The 16,773-nt window shown below is 58.6% G+C and carries 13 protein-coding genes; 2 read left to right on the forward strand and 11 right to left on the reverse strand.

The features are described 5' to 3' along the window. Nucleotides 1-4 precede the first annotated feature (4 nt). The 5 genes from mutL to GG681_RS03730 are packed head-to-tail and all read right to left on the reverse strand — an operon-like array spanning nucleotide 5 to nucleotide 5,891. Nucleotides 5-1,939, reverse strand: coding sequence for a DNA mismatch repair endonuclease MutL (gene mutL / locus GG681_RS03710; RefSeq protein WP_153545249.1), 1,935 nt, complete (start codon nucleotides 1,937-1,939; stop codon nucleotides 5-7). Between the two features lie 47 nt (nucleotides 1,940-1,986). Beyond that, on the reverse strand, nucleotides 1,987-2,925 hold the full coding sequence (locus GG681_RS03715; RefSeq protein ID WP_153545251.1) for a metal ABC transporter permease: 939 nt from the start codon (nucleotides 2,923-2,925) through the stop codon (nucleotides 1,987-1,989). After that, nucleotides 2,922-4,127, reverse strand: coding sequence for a metal ABC transporter permease (locus GG681_RS03720; protein ID WP_153545253.1), 1,206 nt, complete (start codon nucleotides 4,125-4,127; stop codon nucleotides 2,922-2,924). Before GG681_RS03720 ends, GG681_RS03715 begins: the two co-directional genes overlap by 4 nt. 4 nt (nucleotides 4,128-4,131) lie before the next feature. Then, nucleotides 4,132-4,935 carry a metal ABC transporter ATP-binding protein gene (locus tag GG681_RS03725; RefSeq protein ID WP_153545255.1) on the reverse strand — a complete coding sequence of 268 codons (804 nt, stop codon included), beginning with the start codon at nucleotides 4,933-4,935 and terminating at the stop codon, nucleotides 4,132-4,134. Between the two features lie 2 nt (nucleotides 4,936-4,937). After that, entirely contained in the window at nucleotides 4,938-5,891 is a 954-nt protein-coding gene (locus GG681_RS03730; RefSeq protein ID WP_153545257.1) for a metal ABC transporter solute-binding protein, Zn/Mn family, read from the reverse strand. Nucleotides 5,892-6,099: 208 nt separating this feature from the next. Here GG681_RS03730 and deoC point away from each other — a divergent pair, with 208 nt between their 5' ends. Both deoC and GG681_RS03740 read left to right on the forward strand, forming a co-directional pair. Continuing rightward, nucleotides 6,100-7,062 (forward strand): deoxyribose-phosphate aldolase, encoded by a 963-nt coding sequence (gene deoC, locus GG681_RS03735; protein ID WP_235899722.1) that lies wholly within the window; start codon nucleotides 6,100-6,102, stop codon nucleotides 7,060-7,062. Between the two features lie 12 nt (nucleotides 7,063-7,074). Next, nucleotides 7,075-9,405 carry an aldehyde dehydrogenase family protein gene (locus GG681_RS03740; protein ID WP_153545261.1) on the forward strand — a complete coding sequence of 777 codons (2,331 nt, stop codon included), beginning with the start codon at nucleotides 7,075-7,077 and terminating at the stop codon, nucleotides 9,403-9,405. 107 nt (nucleotides 9,406-9,512) lie between these two features. Here GG681_RS03740 and GG681_RS03745 read toward each other — a convergent pair whose 3' ends face one another. From GG681_RS03745 to GG681_RS03770, 6 genes are all read right to left on the reverse strand, one after another. After that, entirely contained in the window at nucleotides 9,513-10,829 is a 1,317-nt protein-coding gene (locus GG681_RS03745; protein ID WP_153545263.1) for a M16 family metallopeptidase, read from the reverse strand. Continuing rightward, nucleotides 10,826-12,172, reverse strand: a complete 1,347-nt coding sequence (locus tag GG681_RS03750) for a M16 family metallopeptidase (protein WP_153545265.1) — start codon at nucleotides 12,170-12,172, stop codon at nucleotides 10,826-10,828. The genes GG681_RS03745 and GG681_RS03750 overlap by 4 nt, the downstream gene beginning before the upstream one ends. A 169-nt stretch (nucleotides 12,173-12,341) precedes the next feature. Beyond that, on the reverse strand, nucleotides 12,342-12,851 hold the full coding sequence (locus tag GG681_RS03755) for a DUF3035 domain-containing protein (protein ID WP_153545267.1): 510 nt from the start codon (nucleotides 12,849-12,851) through the stop codon (nucleotides 12,342-12,344). Between the two features lie 52 nt (nucleotides 12,852-12,903). Continuing rightward, complete coding sequence (gene lspA / locus GG681_RS03760; protein ID WP_153545269.1) at nucleotides 12,904-13,377, reverse strand: signal peptidase II; 474 nt, start codon at nucleotides 13,375-13,377, stop codon at nucleotides 12,904-12,906. An 18-nt stretch (nucleotides 13,378-13,395) separates the two neighbouring features. Next, nucleotides 13,396-14,985, reverse strand: coding sequence for a bifunctional phosphoribosylaminoimidazolecarboxamide formyltransferase/IMP cyclohydrolase (gene purH / locus GG681_RS03765; protein WP_153545271.1), 1,590 nt, complete (start codon nucleotides 14,983-14,985; stop codon nucleotides 13,396-13,398). 23 nt (nucleotides 14,986-15,008) lie between these two features. After that, entirely contained in the window at nucleotides 15,009-16,766 is a 1,758-nt protein-coding gene (locus tag GG681_RS03770; protein ID WP_153545273.1) for a heparinase II/III family protein, read from the reverse strand. Nucleotides 16,767-16,773 lie beyond the last annotated feature (7 nt).

Genomic DNA, 16,773 nt, shown 5'->3' on the forward strand with positions numbered 1-16,773 from the left:
TCCTTTAGCTGCGGCCAAACAGACGTTCGATATCTGCCAGTTTCAATTCAACATAAGTAGGGCGGCCGTGGTTGCATTGGCCGGAATGCGGCGTTGCTTCCATCTCGCGCAAGAGCGCGTTCATCTCTTCGCCGCGCATACGACGACCAGAACGGATAGAGCCATGACAGGCCACCCGGCTGAGGATCGCTTCAAGCCGGGCCTGCACCAGCTGGCTTTCGCCCTGATCGGCGAGTTCATCAAGAATGTCGCGCAGCATGGCTTCGGCGTTGACCTCACCTAAGATGGCAGGCGTTTCGCGCACGGCAACCGCGCCGCCGCCAAAAGGTTCAATACCAAGGCCAAATTTGCGCAGATCCTCCGCCACATCAAGCAAGCGTGCGCAATCCCCATCAGAGAGCTGCACGATTTCAGGAATAAGCAGCCCCTGCGCGGTGACACCATTTTCCGCCATCTGGGTTTTGAGCTTTTCATAGACCAGACGTTCATGGGCCGCGTGTTGATCCACAATGACCATGCCGTCCTTGGTCTGGGCGATGATGTAGTTTTCATGCACCTGCCCGCGTGCCGCCCCAAGCGGGAGGTGTTCGGGCGCGGCCTCTGGTTCAGCTTCTGGCCCAACCTCTGGGGTTTCCACCACGCGGCCGCTGAAATCCTGCGCCATCTCGGCAAAGCCTGTTTCAATGGGCGGCTCTGCGAAACTGCGGGCGGGGTGTTCCGGTGCGGGGCTGAAATCCGGACGTTGCGCCGCATAAGACGCGGAGCGCGCGCCGTAAGAGGGCCGCTCCATCTGATAGACACGCGGTGCGCCGGTTGCGGTGGGCTCTTCTGGTCGCATCGCGCCAAGGGTTGCCCCCGCCACGGTGGAGGACGCGCGGTGGCCCGCCTCGGCCAATGCGTGACGCAGCGAAGACACAATCATCCCGCGTGCAAGACCGGGATCACGGAAACGGACCTCAGATTTGGCCGGGTGCACGTTCACGTCCACCAGCGTGGGATCGCAGTCGATAAACAGCGCTGCTGCCGGGTGACGATCACGGCTGAGAAAATCCATATAGGCAGCGCGCAGCGCCCCTGTCAGCATCTTGTCCTTTACAGGGCGCGTGTTCACAAACAGGAACTGGCTGACGGCAGCACCGCGTGAGTACGTGGGCAGCGCGGCATACCCATAAAGGCGCAGATCCTCGCGGTTGGCATCAATGCGCAGGGCGTTTTCGGCAAAGTCGCGGCCTATCACATGCGCCAGCCGCCCGTGTAGCGCGTCAAACAAATCGCCAGACATGGGATCGGCGCGAAACGTCACCCGCCCATCACCGCCGCCTGAAACATCACGCAGGGTAAATCCAATTGCAGGTTCCGCCATCGCCAGCCGTTTGATGGTGTCAGAAATCGCCTGACTTTCGGCCCGGTCTGAACGCATGAATTTCAACCGCGCAGGCGTAGCAAAAAACAGATCGCGCAGTTCAACAATGGTGCCTTGACGCAAGGCGGCTGGTTTCACCGGCTCCATCGTGCCGCCGGATACCCGGATCTGTGCCGCCTCATGGGATTTGGCACGGCTGGTGATGGTCAGACGTCCAACCGCGCCAAGGCTTGGCAGCGCTTCGCCGCGAAACCCAAAGGTGTGGATGTTCAAAAGGTCTGAGCCATCGATTTTCGAGGTCGCATGACGCGACAACGCCAGCGGCAGATCCTCGGGCGTCATGCCAACGCCATCATCGGTGACCCGGATCAGGGTTTTGCCACCATCGGCGATTTCAATGGTGATGCGGGTGGCCCCGGCATCAATGGCGTTTTCCACCAGCTCCTTTACCGCGGAGGCCGGGCGTTCAACCACTTCACCCGCCGCAATACGGTTGATGGCACTGTCATCGAGCTGGCGAATGACCGGACGGCTGTCTTGGGTTAGGGGGCTGATGTGGGGGTCAGGGATGCTCATACCGCTAAATTTAGCATGGAGAGCCCTGATTCCGCCAGCGGCAAAGCCTAAACGCCAGAGGGGGCCCCTGCACGTGTGCGGCAGGGGCCAAAGCAGGCCGCCAACGCAAGGATAATGCCCGAGACCGTGGCGATCATACCGGCCGCTGAGACCGCATCATAGAGCCCAAGCCAGAGCGGCCCATAACCTGCCAGCACATATCCCAGCACCGCAGACAGGGTCGCAAACAGAATGCTCCAAGCAATCTGGCGTTCAAGCTGGTTGGTCATCATTCTTGCTGCGGCGGGTGGACAGATGAACATGGCAATCACAATGATCGATCCAACCGCATCAAAAGCTGCAACCGCTGCAACGGCTGCCACCACCACCAGCGCAAGGCCCAGATAAGTGGTGCGGATACCCACTGCCTGCGCAAACCCTTCGTCAAAGGTAGAGATTTTCAGCGCGCGCCAGAACAGGGCAACAAACAGGCTGGTCAGCACCAGAACCAGCGCCATGCGCATGAGTTCCGGTGGCAACCCAGCAAGCGCCAATGGGTCGAGCAATGACTCCCATCCGGTTGCATCCAGCCAGATCAGGCTTTCGAGATTACCATAAAGCGCATGTTCCACATCCAGATGCACGCTGGAGGTATCGGTCTGTTCCAGGATCAGCACACCCCCCGCAAACATGGTGGTAAAGACCACGCCCATGGCGGCTCCGGGCTCAATCCGGCCCAGGCGTCGAATGGCTTCGATGAGCAGAACCGAGACGAGCGCTGCACCCGCTGCGCCTATCATCATCGGCCAGGTGGAAATGACCCCGCTGATGATAAAGGCAACCACAATCCCCGGCAGCACCACATGGCTGATAGCATCGCCAATCAATGCCTGACGTCGCAGCAGCAGGAAGTTCCCCGGCAGCGCACAGGCAATGGCGGCAAAGGTGCCGATCAGGATCGGGGTCAGCGACAGGGGCACAAATTCAGCACCAGAGAAAAAGCTCATGCGGTGACCTCCTGCGGGGTGCCAAGTTTTGCATCAATCGCGCGAATTTCATCCGGGGTCAGCACGGTTTCGATATTGCGCAGCCCATCATAGAGATCCGCCGAGGATTCATGGGCATGATCACGGCGCAGGATCTCCCAGCGTTTTTCATCCAACAGCGCCTTGGCCGCGCGGCCACGGCCCAGACTGGTGGCCACACCATCTGCGCGCACCAGCCCTTCGCGCCCCAAAAGACGTAGTGTTAGAGCCTCATAGATCGGCTGCCCCTGTGCCAGTGCCAGCAATCCCTGGCGCAGATGCACCCGGCGCTGAAAATGGCGCTGGCGGATCACCGCGGCCAGAACGCCGCGGTTTGGCGCAAAAAAGAGCGAAAAGACAAAGAGCGCCGCGCTCATCAACACGATCAACGGGCCGGTGGGCAGATTGGGGGCTGACGCAGATACAGCCGCACCCACGTAAGAGGCCAGCGCGCCAAAGCCCCCCGCAAGCAGCACCACATGTTCTGAACGCTCAGACCAGAAGCGCGCGGTCACAGCGGGTATGATCAATAGCGCCACAATCAGAATGAGCCCGACGATTTTAAGCCCAATAACGGTTACGGCCATCACCAGCCCCATCATCAGCATATCGATCTGCGGCACGTTAATACCCTGCGTGCTCGCATATTCAGGATCAAAGGATACCAGTATCAGCGCACGCCGCGTGATCGCGATGATCACCAGCGCCGCCGCTCCGCCCCCTGCGATCAGCAGTGCATCGCTCAACAGCATGCCAGCGGTAGACCCCAGCAGGAAGCCTTCAAGCCCGGCCTGCCGGCCAATGCCCGCTGTCTGGATCACGGTCAAAAGCACCACGCCAAAGCCAAAGAAGGTAGAAAGGATCGCGCCAATGGCTGCGTCTTCGGCAAGACGTGTGCGCAGGGTCAGCCAGTTCAGGCACCACAGCCCGGCCCAGGCCGACAGCGCAGACCCAATAAGCAACCCCGGCAGGTTTCGCCCGTCACCGCCCAAGAGCGCCATAACAAGAAACGCAATGCAGACACCGGGCAATGTGGCATGGCTGACCGCATCGGCCACCAGCGCGCGTTTGCGCAAAAACAGAAATGTTCCGGTGATACCAGCCGCCGCCCCCAACAGGGCCGCACCAATAGAGACCAGCGTGGCGTTATAGCCAAGCTGCAGCAAAAGCGCGTCAAATATCATGATATTAGCCCGAAATCTGGTTGAGCTGTTCCACCTGCGTCGCTGCCAGACGTCCGCCATACGCGGCCTGCAGGGTGGTTGTGTTGAAGGTGGTCTCTACCGAGCCTTCCGCCACTTTGCGGGTGTTGATCATAAAGACATTGTCGAAATATTCCGCCACGGTCGCAAGATCATGGTGCACAACGACCACTGTTTTTCCTTCTGCGCGCAAAGATTTCAGCACCGATATGATCGCCTTTTCGGTTGCGGCATCAACGCCTGCAAAAGGTTCATCCAGCAGATACAGGTCCGCAGCCTGTGCAAGCGCGCGGGCCAAGAATACACGTTGCTGCTGGCCGCCCGAAAGCTGGCCAATCTGGCGCTCGGCAAAATCGGACATGCCAACCCGCTCCAGACACTCCAGCGCCTGTTTGCGATGCTGCCCCCGGATCCGACCCAGAAGCCCCACCTGACGATAAAGCCCCATCAACACCACATCGATGACACGGGTGGGGAAATCCCAATCCACACTGGCGCGCTGCGGTACATAGGCCACGCGGGCGCGTTGTTCGCTCAGCGGTTTGCCATACACATGCACCCGGCCAGATACTGATGGGATCACCCCAAGCGCGGCCTTGAGCATGGTGGATTTACCGGCCCCATTGGGGCCGATAATCGCAGTCATTTCGGCTGCATTTACGGTCATATCGACCGAGAAGACAGCGGGTTTCTGACCATATGTAACAGTGAGACCCCGGATGGAGAGAGGGCAGTTGGCTAGACTTTTCTCTGAGAAGGTCGTGCTGTTATCACTGATCAGATCTAGCATTTTTAGTATCCTGCAGAAAGTTTGCCAGCCATGCCACGCGCAGGCGCATCAGCGCCCAGTGCGGAGGAGATAATGGTGAAGTTATGGTCAAGCATGCCGACATAGGTGCCTTCGTAGGTGCCGTCATTGCCCATGGCGTCAGAGAACAGCTCGCCGCCGATTTTGACTTCGTGGCCTTGTGCCGCCGCCCCTTCGATCAGCGCCCGCATCGAACGATCCGACACCGAGCTTTCGACAAAGACCGCACCGATTTTACGTTCAACGAGCAGGTCTACCAATTCTGAAATCCGGTTGAGCCCGGCCTCAGATTGGGTGGAAATGCCTTGCACGCCCAGAACCTCAAATCCGAAGTCACGGCCAAAGTATCCAAACGCATCATGCGCCGACAGCAGCACGCGGGCCTCAGATGGTACGTTGCTCAGAACGTCCCTGCCATAGGCGTGGAGCTTATCAAGCTCAGCCAGATGCGCCGCGGCATTGGCGGCGAACGCTTCGGCGGCTTCGGGGCGGGCCTCGGTGAGGGTTTTTTGCACACCAATCACAACGTCTTTCCACAGAGCCGGGCTCATCCAGACGTGGGGGTCGTATTTGTCAGCGTAATCATCATGGCCGCGCAGCACGTCTTTTGGCAGCGTCTCGGCCACCGCAACAACAGCGCGCTTGCCTGCAAGATCGTGGAAGAATTCTTCCATCTGGGCCTCAAGAAAGAGACCATGCCAAAGCACCAGATCAGCGCGGGTCATTGCCACAATATCAGAGCGGGTCTGACGATAAGCGTGTGGATCAACACCAGGGCCCATCAATGCTTTGACGTCGACTTCATCGCCGCCAACCTGACGAGCCGCATCGGCAATCATGCCGGTGGTGGCAACAATTTTCAAAGGTGCGGCCATGGCAGCAGCTGGCAAAAAGAACGCAGCAGCGGCAACAGCCATCAACACTCGACGCGTAAACATGTGAATCACATTCCTTATGTATTTGTTGATAATGATATTGAGAACGATTTGCAACTATGTCAACGCAAATGAGAACCATTCGCAATAAAACTTGTGTATTTTTCCATTTGGTCAAAAAATTGCCGATCTGAGCGCGGTTCGCGATGGGCTTTGGTTGAAACAGCAAGAACTGCGTGTCAGGGTCCAGCGCAGATCTATGAGGACAACCATGACCGCATCCCACCAAGAGCTTGTGCGCAATGCAGGCACGGCGCTGGATCTGGATTGGGCGCTTGCTGCTCAGGCCAATACATCCGCAATTGAACGGCGCTGCGCCCAGCTGCCCGGCCGTCGCAGCGTCAAAAAAGACCATCAGGCCGCGTGGCTGTTGAAAGCGATCAGCCTGATCGACCTGACCACGCTATCCGGTGATGACACCGCCGCACGGGTGCGCAGGCTTTGTGCCAAGGCGCGTCAGCCGGTGCGGGCAGAACTATTGAATGCGCTTGGCTTTGACGGGCTGCACACTGGCGCAGTCTGTGTTTATCACGATATGGTGGAAACCGCCGTCAAGGCGCTTGATGGCACCGGCATTCCGGTGGCGGCTGTGTCTACGGGCTTTCCCGCGGGCCTTTCACCCCTACCGCTACGCCTTGCGGAAATTGACGCAAGCGTGGACGCCGGCGCACAGGAGATCGACATTGTGATTTCGCGCCGCCATGTGCTGGGCGGCGACTGGCAGGCGCTATACGATGAGATGAAAGCCTTTCGCGCCCATAGTGGCGATGCCCATGTGAAGGCCATTTTGGCCACGGGTGAGCTGGGATCTTTGCGCAATGTGGCGCGCGCCTCACGCATCTGCATGATGGCAGGCGCTGATTTCATCAAAACGTCGACCGGCAAAGAAAGCGTCAACGCCACCCTGCCCGTATCCCTGGTGATGATCCGCGCTATTCGCGACTACCACGCGCGCACCGGTTTCTATGTGGGCTATAAACCTGCGGGAGGGATCTCCAAGGCGAAAGACGCGCTGGTCTATCTGAGCCTGATCAAAGAAGAGCTAGGCGATCGCTGGCTGCAACCAGATCTGTTCCGTTTTGGCGCATCATCGCTGTTGGGCGATATTGAACGCCAGCTTGAGCACCACATCACCGGCGCCTATTCCGCATCAAACCGCCACGCGATGGGCTGAGGACGATTTGAAATGACTGTAAAAGAGATCTTTGACACCATGGACTATGGCCCCGCCCTTGAAAGCGACAGCGCCGCGCAGGCCTGGTTGGATAAACACAATCGCGCCTTTGGCCATTTCATTGCTGGAGCCTTTACTGACGCCGCCGAAACGTTTGCTTCATGCAATCCGGCCACGGGTGCAGAGCTTGCGCAGATCAGCCAGGCCAGCCAAGCAGATGTGGAGGCCGCCGTTGCTGCGGCGCGCAAGGCGCAGCCCAAATGGGAAGCGCTTGGCGGGCCGGGGCGGGCGCGCGTTCTTTATGCGCTGGCGCGGCTGTTGCAAAAACATGCCCGCCTGTTTTCGGTGCTGGAAACGCTCGACAATGGCAAACCCATTCGCGAAGCGCGCGATATCGACATCCCGCTGGCGCAGCGCCATTTCTATTACCATGCGGGCATGGCGCAGCTGATGAACAGCGAATTGCCCGGTGCCAAAGCGCTGGGGGTTTGTGGCCAAATCATCCCGTGGAACTTCCCGCTGTTGATGCTTGCATGGAAGGTGGCCCCTGCTTTGGCCATGGGCAACACCGTGGTGTTGAAACCTGCGGAATACACATCGCTCACGGCGCTGTTGTTTGCGGAAATCTGCTCTGAAGCGGGCGTGCCCGCAGGTGTGGTGAATATCGTGACCGGTGATGGTGCGGTGGGTGAAATGATCGTGGGCGCAGAGGTCGACAAGATCGCCTTTACCGGCTCCACTTCGGTTGGGCGCAAAATCCGGGCGGCCACGGCGGGCAGTGGCAAATCGCTGACGCTCGAACTGGGGGGGAAATCCCCTTACATCGTGTTTGACGATGCGGATCTCGACTCAGCCGTTGAAGGTCTGGTGGATGCGATCTGGTTCAATCAGGGTCAGGTCTGTTGCGCAGGATCGCGGCTTTTGGTGCAGGAAAGCATCTCGGAAACGTTTCACCAAAAACTGAAGGCGCGAATGGATCGTCTGCGCCTCGGCAACCCGCTGGATAAATGTATAGATGTGGGCGCGGTGGTGGATCCGGTACAGCTGAGCGCCATCCAGAAAATGATAGAGGCCAACACTGTCGGCCAAATGTATCAGGCCCAGATCGATCTGCCCAAGGAAGGCTGTTTCTTTGCCCCCACCCTGATCGAGGATCTGCACCCCGCTGACACGTTGATGCAGGAAGAGATCTTTGGCCCGGTGCTGGTGTCGACCACATTCCGCACCCCATCTGAAGCGGTGCAGCTTGCCAACAACACCCGCTACGGTCTGGCAGCAACGGTCTGGAGCGAGAATGTAAACCTCGCGCTGGATATTGCGCCCAAACTTGCCGCCGGGGTGGTGTGGATCAATGGCACCAACCTGTTTGATGCGGCGGCTGGCTTTGGCGGCGTGCGTGAAAGCGGCTTTGGTCGTGAAGGCGGCTGGGAGGGGCTGGAGGCCTATTGCAAACGCCCCGAGGCACCTGTGAAACACAAACCCGTGCGGGCATTTGAAGGCAGCGGCGCGCCGGTCGGTGCGTTGGACCGTACGGCCAAAATGTACATCGGTGGCAAACAGGCCCGCCCCGACAGCGGCTACTCCCGTGCGATCTATGGCCCCAAAGGGGATCTGCTGGGTCATGTGGGCGAAGGCAGCCGCAAGGATGTGCGCAACGCGGTTGAGGCCGCGGCAAATGCCGCGAACTGGGCCAAGACCACGGGCCATCTGCGGGCGCAGATACTTTATTACATCGGTGAAAACCTCTCGGCGCGTGCCGATGAATTTGCCGCGCGCCTTGATGGGATGCGCGGCGGCAAAACGGGTGCGGTGGAGGTAGAACACGCGATTCAGCGCCTGTTCTCTGCAGCGGCCTGGGCCGATAAATACGACGGTCAGGTACACGGCGTGCCGATCCGGGGTGTGGCACTGGCGATGAAGGAACCTGTGGGTGTGATCGGGGCGCTCTGCCCGGATGATGCGCCACTTCTGGGATTGGTGTCACTGATGGCACCGGCCATTGCTATGGGCAACCGCGTGGTTCTTACCGCGTCAGAGCCGTTTCCACTGGCTGCGACCGATTTCTATCAGATCCTGGAAACCTCGGACGTGCCTGCGGGTGTGGTGAACATCCTAACAGGCGCCCATACCGATCTGGCCGCCCCCCTGGCCAGCCATCTGAATGTCGATGCGGTCTGGTCGCATTCCTCAGGCGAGCTGGCGGCGGTGGTCGAACGCGAAAGTGCGGGCAACCTGAAACGCACATGGGTGAATTCTGCGCTGAACTGGGATGAAGATCACAGCAAGCGCATTCTGCAGGAAGCAACAGAGATCAAAAACATCTGGGTGCCCTACGGCGAATAACATCCGCCCCGTAAACCAGCGGGCCCTGTTCAAAGAACAGGGACATATACAGCAAAAGAGCGCCACTTTGGGCGCTCTTTTTCCGTTTGGGTGCGCCTGATCCGCGCTTACTGAGTAGGCTGCAGCCCTTCCGGACGACCAACAATGACAAACTGCAGCTGTGCGGGATCATAGAGTTCGGCTGCAACGCGGTTGACGTCTTCCAGGCTCACTGCATTGATCTTGTCATTGCGGGTATCGACATAGTCAATCGGCAGCCCATCAATCTGCATACCCACCAGGATCGAAGCAATCCGCGCATTGCCATCAAAGCGCAGTGGATATGCGCCAGTCAGATAGGTTTTGGCGTCCTGCAGCTCTTCAGCGGTGACGCCTGTGCTTGCGATCTTGCGCCACTCTTCTGTAACAACCTCAACCGCTTCGGCCATTTTACCATTCGCAGAGGCAAAGGAGCCCAGATAGGTCGCAGCAAGATCTCGCGGCAAGAGATAAGAGTTGATGCCATACGTAAGGCCGCGCTCTTCCCGCACCTCATTCATCAGACGGCTTTCAAAAGATCCGCCTCCCAGAACATGGTTGAGCACATAAGCCGCAAAGAAATCCTCATCTTCGCGTTCCATACCGGGCTGGCCAAACAGCGCGACAGACTGCGGCGTGTCAAAATCAACGATATGAACACCGCCGGTGAAACTTGGATCGATCTCGGCAGGCAGTGGTGCACCCGTTTCCGGCAGATCAGCCAACAGATCTTCCATGATCTGGCTGAGCGCCTCAGGCGTGATGTCACCCACCGCGGATACATAAACGCGGTCGCGGGCAAAGACGCGTTCATGGGCGTCAAAGATGTCCTGGCGGCTCAGCGCGGCCACCGTTTCCTGCGTGCCGTTTTCGGGCGTACCATAGGGGTGATCACCAAAGGTCATGGTGGCAAAGGTCTTGCCTGCGATGTCATTGGGATCTTTTTCTTCTGAACGCAGCCCGGCCAACACCTGCGCCCGAACCCGATCCAGCGCGTCTTGATCAAAACGCGGCTCCTGCAGGGTCTGGCGCAGCAGTTCAACCGCTTCGTCGCGGTTCTCGCTCAGGAAGCGGGCCGAGATCGACACAGAATCGCGGCCTGCGCTATGGGAGAAACTGGCTGCCAGGCTTTCAAGCGCGCGCGCGTAATCCTGTGCTGACAGCTCCCCAGCGCCTTCTTCCAAAAGACCCGTCATCAGGTTGATGGCGCCGCGTTTGCCTTCGGCGTCAAGCGATGTACCACCGCGAAAGCGCAGCTCAAGCGCGGCAAAGGGGATCGAATGATCTTCGACCAGCCAGGCTTTGACGCCGCTTTCGCTTTCTACTTCCTGGATTTCGATCGCAGCCGCTGGAAACGCAAGGGTCAGAGCCGCCAAAGCAGTTGCAATCAGAGCAAAAGGTTTCATTGGGTTACCTCCTCATCGCGCATCAGATAGCCGGTGACCGAGGTTTCCGGGCGCAGCACTTCGCGGGCCACTGCGATGATCTCATCTGCGGTAACAGACTGCAAGATCTGGGGCCAGGCGCGCACGTCTTCAACCGTAAGGCCAGTGGCCAGCGCGCTGCCATAGCGGTTGGCGATCCGGTCCACGTCATCGCGCGCGTAAATTTCATCGGCGCGCAGCTGCAGCTTGATGCGATCAAGCTGTTCGGGATCAATACCATCTTCGACAAAGGCGGCGAGCGTTGCATCCAGCGCGGCTTCTGCGTCTTCAAGGCTCACATCCTGTGCGGGAACGACAAGGAACGTGAAAGTGGTGTCATCAAGCGCCGTGCCCCGGTAGTAGGCGGCCGTATAAACCGCAAGCTGCTGATCAAACTGCAAGGCATTGGTCAGATAGGAGGTGCTGCCACCGCCCAAAAGCTGCGAGAGCAGATAAAGCGCTGCGGCTTTTTCCTGCGCGCCCGCATCACGTTCAGGCGCAAGATAGGTGCGCATCACATAGGGCTGCGCCACACGCGGGTCTTTAAACGTCAGACGGCGAGCTGTGGTTTGTGGCGGCTCCTGGCTGCGCAGACGCTCAGTGGGCAGTTCGGGATTGGCCGGGATCACACCGTAGTATTTCTGTGCCAGCGCATGCACCTCATCCGGGTTCACATCACCGGAGACCACCAGAATGGCATTGTTGGGCGCGTAGTATTGCTCATAGAAAGCGAGCGCATCCTGCCGATCCAGCTCTTCCATCTCATGGCGCCAGCCGATGATTGGCAACCCGTAGTGATGATTAAGATACTGTGCCGCGCTCATCTGTTCGCGAAACAGCGCGGCGGGGTCATTGTCAGTGCGCTGGTTGCGCTCTTCGAGAATCACCTGACGCTCAGTCAGCACGTCTTCTTCGGTGAGCTGCAGATTGACCATCCGGTCACTTTCCATCTGCATCATCAGCTCAAGGCGATCTGCCGCGACACGCTGGAAATAGGCGGTGTAGTCATAGCTGGTGAACGCATTGTCGCGCCCGCCATTGGCCGCCACGGTGGCTGAAAGCTCACCGGGTTCAAGCGTTTTGGTGCCTTTGAACATCAGGTGCTCGAGGAAATGGGCGATGCCAGAAACGCCTGGCTGCTCATCGGCTGAGCCAGTACGATACCAAACCATCTGCTGCACCACGGGCGCGCGGTGATCTTCGACCACAACAACGTCCATGCCGTTTTCCAATGTAAAGGTGCTGACCTGTGCCTCTTCGGCTTGGCTGGCTGGAGCTGCAAGGCCCAAAGCCACAAACGCTGCACATGTGATCCGCCGGATCATATATCGTCCTCCGTCAAAAGACCTGCGGCGAGGGGCGCCGCTGTCAGATCTGCTGGGGGTTGCCTATTACGTCAAGGACACATCCACAAGCACGACCATCGCCCAGAAATGTACGTGGCTTACGGCGCAGAACAAGGCCGATGGCGGGGATTTGAGCAGATTTTAACTATTAGGGTTGTGGTGGTGCTGTTGGAGTACCGGTTTCCGCATTGCGATAAGCGTTGTTCACTTTATAGGGATCCAGCGCCTGACGACGGTAAGCATCGGCGTAACGATCCACTGGGAACAGCTTGATATTTGCGGTGATTTTCTCACGACGACGGAATTCTGCGTCTTTTTCGGCCAGATCCTGACGGATATTTCCATCTACGCCATAACGCCCTGTTGCCGCCAGAAGTGCGGTATCAGCCGTGGCCGCTGGCGCGGATTCAGCCGCCGGGTTCCCACCAAGTGCTGCAATCGCCTCAGCTTTTGGGTTCACATCGGTGCGGTTGGCGCCACCGGGTGTGGGTTCGGGCAGGGCCGCAAAACTGTCGGGGTTTTCCAATGGTTTCACCGGCTGAATCAGGAATTCATCGGGGCCGGATCCTGGATTATCCAAGGCACGCAGACCGCCTTTGCCGCAGGCTGAAACCGCAACAACAAGCGCAAGACCTATCACTGTTTTAGAGATCCGCATCTGCCCAAACTCCTGTCCGTTTCTCGGGTCTTATCTGATTTTCTGCGCGAGGTCACGCAGGCTTTTTCAGCTGGCTGTCAAACAGGATCAAACCTGCCGCCCCACCAAAGATAAAGACATCCGCTACGTTAAATACAAACGGATTATTGATGCCGCAGCAGGACATATTGAGAAAATCGAGCACATAGCCATAGAGCAGCCGGTCGTAGACATTGCCCAGCGCGCCACCAATCACCAGACCTGCGGCAAAACGCATACCGCGGTGCGCAGGTTGGCGCCCGGTCCAGATCGAAAGCGCGATACAGATGGCGATTGAGATTCCAATCAGAATCCAACGCCCGATATCTGCACCAGCATCAAACAAGCCAAAATTGATGCCGGTGTTTTCGCCGTAGCGAAAGTTCAGGATCGGCGGCAGCACATCGATGGCGTAACGCTCAGCCAGCTCCATCCGGTAGATCACCAGATATTTGCTGATCTGGTCGAGACCAAAAGCCAGTGAAGTGGCAGCTACCATCAAACGCATGTCGCCGATCCCTGTGGTTTAGTGACGGAAGTGGCGCATGCCGGTGAAGACCATCGCCAGGCCATTTTCATTGGCCGCGTCGATCACTTCCTGATCGCGCATGGAACCACCTGGCTGGATCACACAGGTCGCGCCAGCGGCTGCCGCTTCGAGCAGGCCATCGGCAAACGGGAAGAACGCATCCGAAGCCACGGCAGAGCCTTTGGCGAGGCTGTCATCCAGGCCCAGTTCCTTGGCCATACGCTCGGCCTTGGCGGCGGCAACGTTTGCGGAATCCAGGCGCGACATCTGGCCCGCGCCAACACCAACGGTGGCATTGTCTTTGACATAGACGATGGCGTTGGATTTCACGTGTTTGGCCACTTTCCAGGCAAACAGCAGGTCTTGCAGCTGTTCATCTGTTGGCTTCTTCTCGGTGACCACTTTCAGATCGTCCAGGCCCACATAGCCCACGTCTTTGTCCTGAACCAGAACACCGCCGGCAACCTGTTTATAGGCGGTGATCGCTGCGCGCGGTGCAGGCAGCCCATCGGTCAGCAACAGGCGCAGGTTTTTCTTGGCGGCAAAGATTTCTTTGGCCTCATCAGAGGCACCGGGGGCGATGACCACTTCGGTAAAGATCTCAACGATCTTTTCGGCGGTGGCTGCATCGAGCGGCTGGTTCAGCGCTACAATGCCACCGAACGCCGACGTGCGGTCACAGTCGAACGCTTTTTGATAGGCTTCGGTCAGGGTCGCGCCGGTTGCAACGCCACAAGGGTTGGCGTGTTTGATGATCGCAACGGCCGCGGTTTCAGCCGGGTTGAATTCCGCAACCAGCTCAAACGCCGCGTCGGTGTCGTTGATATTGTTGTAGCTCAGCTCTTTGCCTTGCAGCTGCTCGGCGGTGGCAACACCGGGACGGGCGGAACCATCGGTGTAAAACGCAGCCTTCTGGTGGCTGTTTTCGCCATAGCGCAGGGTTTGTTTGATCTCACCCGCAAATACGCGGCGGCGCGGGGTTTCTTCGCCAATGGCACCGGCCATCCAGGTGGACACGGCTGCATCATAGGCACCGGTGCGGGCATAGGCGATCTGTGCCAGTTTCTGACGGAACGCATAAGAGGTCTGACCGTCGTTTGCGTCCAGTTCAGCCAGCAGCGCGTCGTAATCTTCAACGTCCACAACGGTGGTGACAAACCCATGGTTTTTGGCGGCTGCACGGATCATTGCGGGGCCACCGATGTCGATGTTTTCGATCATCTCGGCATAATCCGCACCACGCTCCAGCGCTGCTTCAAATGGGTAAAGGTTCACAACCAGCAGATCGATTTCACCAATGCCATGTTCAGACATTGCTGCAACGTGGCTGTCGTTGTCGCGCAGGGCCAGCAGACCGCCGTGCACCTTGGGGTGCAGGGTTTTAACACGGCCATCCATCATTTCCGGGAAACCGGTCACATCGGACACGTCTTTCACGGTGAGGCCCGCATCACGCAGCGTCTTGGCAGAGCCGCCGGTGGACAGGAGTTCAACCCCACGCGCAGCAAGCGCTTTGCCGAGGTCAATCAGGCCGGTTTTGTCAGAAACAGAAAGCAACGCGCGGCGCACGGGATGCAGATTGGTCATGGTGTGGCAGTCCTTCGTCAGGCTCAATCAAAACTGTCGGGCTCGTCCCGGTTGATGTCGCGAACGGCAATAGCGGTGTCTTGGGCCTTGCTCAGCACCCAGCGGATGCGCGTCGCGTACTCTATCGCGTAGCCAGATAGAATAATTTGATTGGAAGCGCGAGGCTTCAGACGGCCTTTTTCCAGATAATAACTGGGTTCGAGGCGTAGATTGGCGGATCCATCCTGACGAAACACCCAGATTTCCCCGCTTTTGAGCGCAAGCGACACCGCTGCCCCCCCCATATCCACCCGCGCATCCACATCCGGATGCAGGTGGAATCGGATGTCAAATCCCAGCCCGGTGGTGCCTGCCTGCTGTTTCGCGCGGCCAAACCGACGTTTGGCAGGATCATCAAGCGCAAGCAGCAGATCTTCACCATTCAGCACGCGACCATCGTTTGTCAGATCAAGCGTGCGCGCATGGGTCAGTCCGTAGTTGCCATTATAGGCATCGTGGGCGACGTCGACTTTGGTACTGTCTTCCTTGAGCTCCACATCAAAGGGCACGCGGGTTGGGCCACCCACCATGGCTTCGCGTTTACTGACCTTATGTGGCGTTTCAAGCCGCGCAAGCGAATGCCCCGCAAGGCACAGCGTGGAATGTGACGGGGTGGCCCGGCCAGCGCGGCGCCACTCAAGACCGAAGGTTTCGCCAGAGCCGCAATTCACAATGAGCGGCCTGCGCCCGGATGTAAGTTCAAACGCCAATGTCGAAGCATGAGCATTAAACGATGCATCCCCTTCGGGCGGCACAGAGGCATCCATTACAATAGACGTCCGCCCGGCATAGAGGCGGGAAAAGCCCATGCGCAGCTCTGTCGAGCTGACGCGATCTGCCAGACGCGGGCTGACATGGCTTGCCGCCAGCGCATGATCCAGCCGCCCTTCAAGACCGCGCCCACCACCATGAAACCGCGCAAGACCTCCATCGGTGTGGCGCAGCGCGCGCAAAGTCGGGGCGATGCGTTCAATGGCGGCGATATGTTCAGGAGCTACACGGCGACCCATGTCCTGTAGTGCAGCAGCAGACCAATTGAGCAGGGTGAAAACTTCCAGCAACTCTTCGGGATTACGGGTGGACAGGCCACCTTGCGCATCGATCTGGGTCTTACACTCCTGCGACAGCGCTTTGATCGCGGGCTCTGCCAGTTCTTCGCGCCCTTCCAATGCAAGACCTGCGTAGATCAACCCTGTGAGCGCTTCAAACCGGGGAAGGCCCGGCATTGCCCCCTGCCAGCGGTGGGCGAGAAACCAGGTCTGACGCGAGAGCGACAGGTAAAACGCATCATGGGCGGCCTTGTCCTGCCCCGCCATGAGAAACAGCGCGTGGTTGATCCAGCGAATGATACGCCGCCCTGTAAGATCCGGGCTCCAGCCGATACCGCCGCCTTTGCCGTGGGTCTCAATCCAGCCCCAGACCCAGGATTGCGCCTTGTGCCGCGCAGTCAGATCCCCCACTGCCGCCAGATCATCCAGCCAGGAAAACCCGTGACGTTCCGCATCAAAGGCCTGATCGGGGGCCTCTACTTCCCACAATCCCGTAGTCTGAGATTCAAGAAGATAACCCGCAAACAGCAGATTGCCTGCCACCAGCTGACGCCCGCGGGCAAAACTGCCAATGGTGCGGGGCTCAGGATTGGAGACAAACCCAGTGGCCGCAGGCTGTTTGCGGGCACGAAACGCGTACCACCGGTTCATCAGTCGGGTGGCATTGCTGGGGATGCGACTGTAGTGTGACATGCTCAAA

Source organism: Tritonibacter aquimaris (genome assembly GCF_009617595.1).
Lineage (GTDB): Bacteria > Pseudomonadota > Alphaproteobacteria > Rhodobacterales > Rhodobacteraceae > Epibacterium > Epibacterium aquimaris.

Excerpts from the sequence above, each read along its gene's own strand:
- mutL (WP_153545249.1), bottom strand. The coding sequence starts at position 1,939 with ATGAGCATCCCTGACCCCCACATCAGCCCCCTAACCCAAGACAGCCGT.
- GG681_RS03715 (WP_153545251.1), bottom strand. The coding sequence starts at position 2,925 with ATGAGCTTTTTCTCTGGTGCTGAATTTGTGCCCCTGTCGCTGACCCCG.
- GG681_RS03720 (WP_153545253.1), bottom strand. The coding sequence starts at position 4,127 with ATGATATTTGACGCGCTTTTGCTGCAGCTTGGCTATAACGCCACGCTG.
- GG681_RS03725 (WP_153545255.1), bottom strand. The coding sequence starts at position 4,935 with ATGCTAGATCTGATCAGTGATAACAGCACGACCTTCTCAGAGAAAAGT.
- GG681_RS03730 (WP_153545257.1), bottom strand. The coding sequence starts at position 5,891 with ATGTTTACGCGTCGAGTGTTGATGGCTGTTGCCGCTGCTGCGTTCTTT.
- deoC (WP_235899722.1), top strand. The coding sequence starts at position 6,100 with ATGACCGCATCCCACCAAGAGCTTGTGCGCAATGCAGGCACGGCGCTG.
- GG681_RS03740 (WP_153545261.1), top strand. The coding sequence starts at position 7,075 with ATGACTGTAAAAGAGATCTTTGACACCATGGACTATGGCCCCGCCCTT.
- GG681_RS03745 (WP_153545263.1), bottom strand. The coding sequence starts at position 10,829 with ATGAAACCTTTTGCTCTGATTGCAACTGCTTTGGCGGCTCTGACCCTT.
- GG681_RS03750 (WP_153545265.1), bottom strand. The coding sequence starts at position 12,172 with ATGATCCGGCGGATCACATGTGCAGCGTTTGTGGCTTTGGGCCTTGCA.
- GG681_RS03755 (WP_153545267.1), bottom strand. The coding sequence starts at position 12,851 with ATGCGGATCTCTAAAACAGTGATAGGTCTTGCGCTTGTTGTTGCGGTT.
- lspA (WP_153545269.1), bottom strand. The coding sequence starts at position 13,377 with ATGCGTTTGATGGTAGCTGCCACTTCACTGGCTTTTGGTCTCGACCAG.
- purH (WP_153545271.1), bottom strand. The coding sequence starts at position 14,985 with ATGACCAATCTGCATCCCGTGCGCCGCGCGTTGCTTTCTGTTTCTGAC.
- GG681_RS03770 (WP_153545273.1), bottom strand. The coding sequence starts at position 16,766 with ATGTCACACTACAGTCGCATCCCCAGCAATGCCACCCGACTGATGAAC.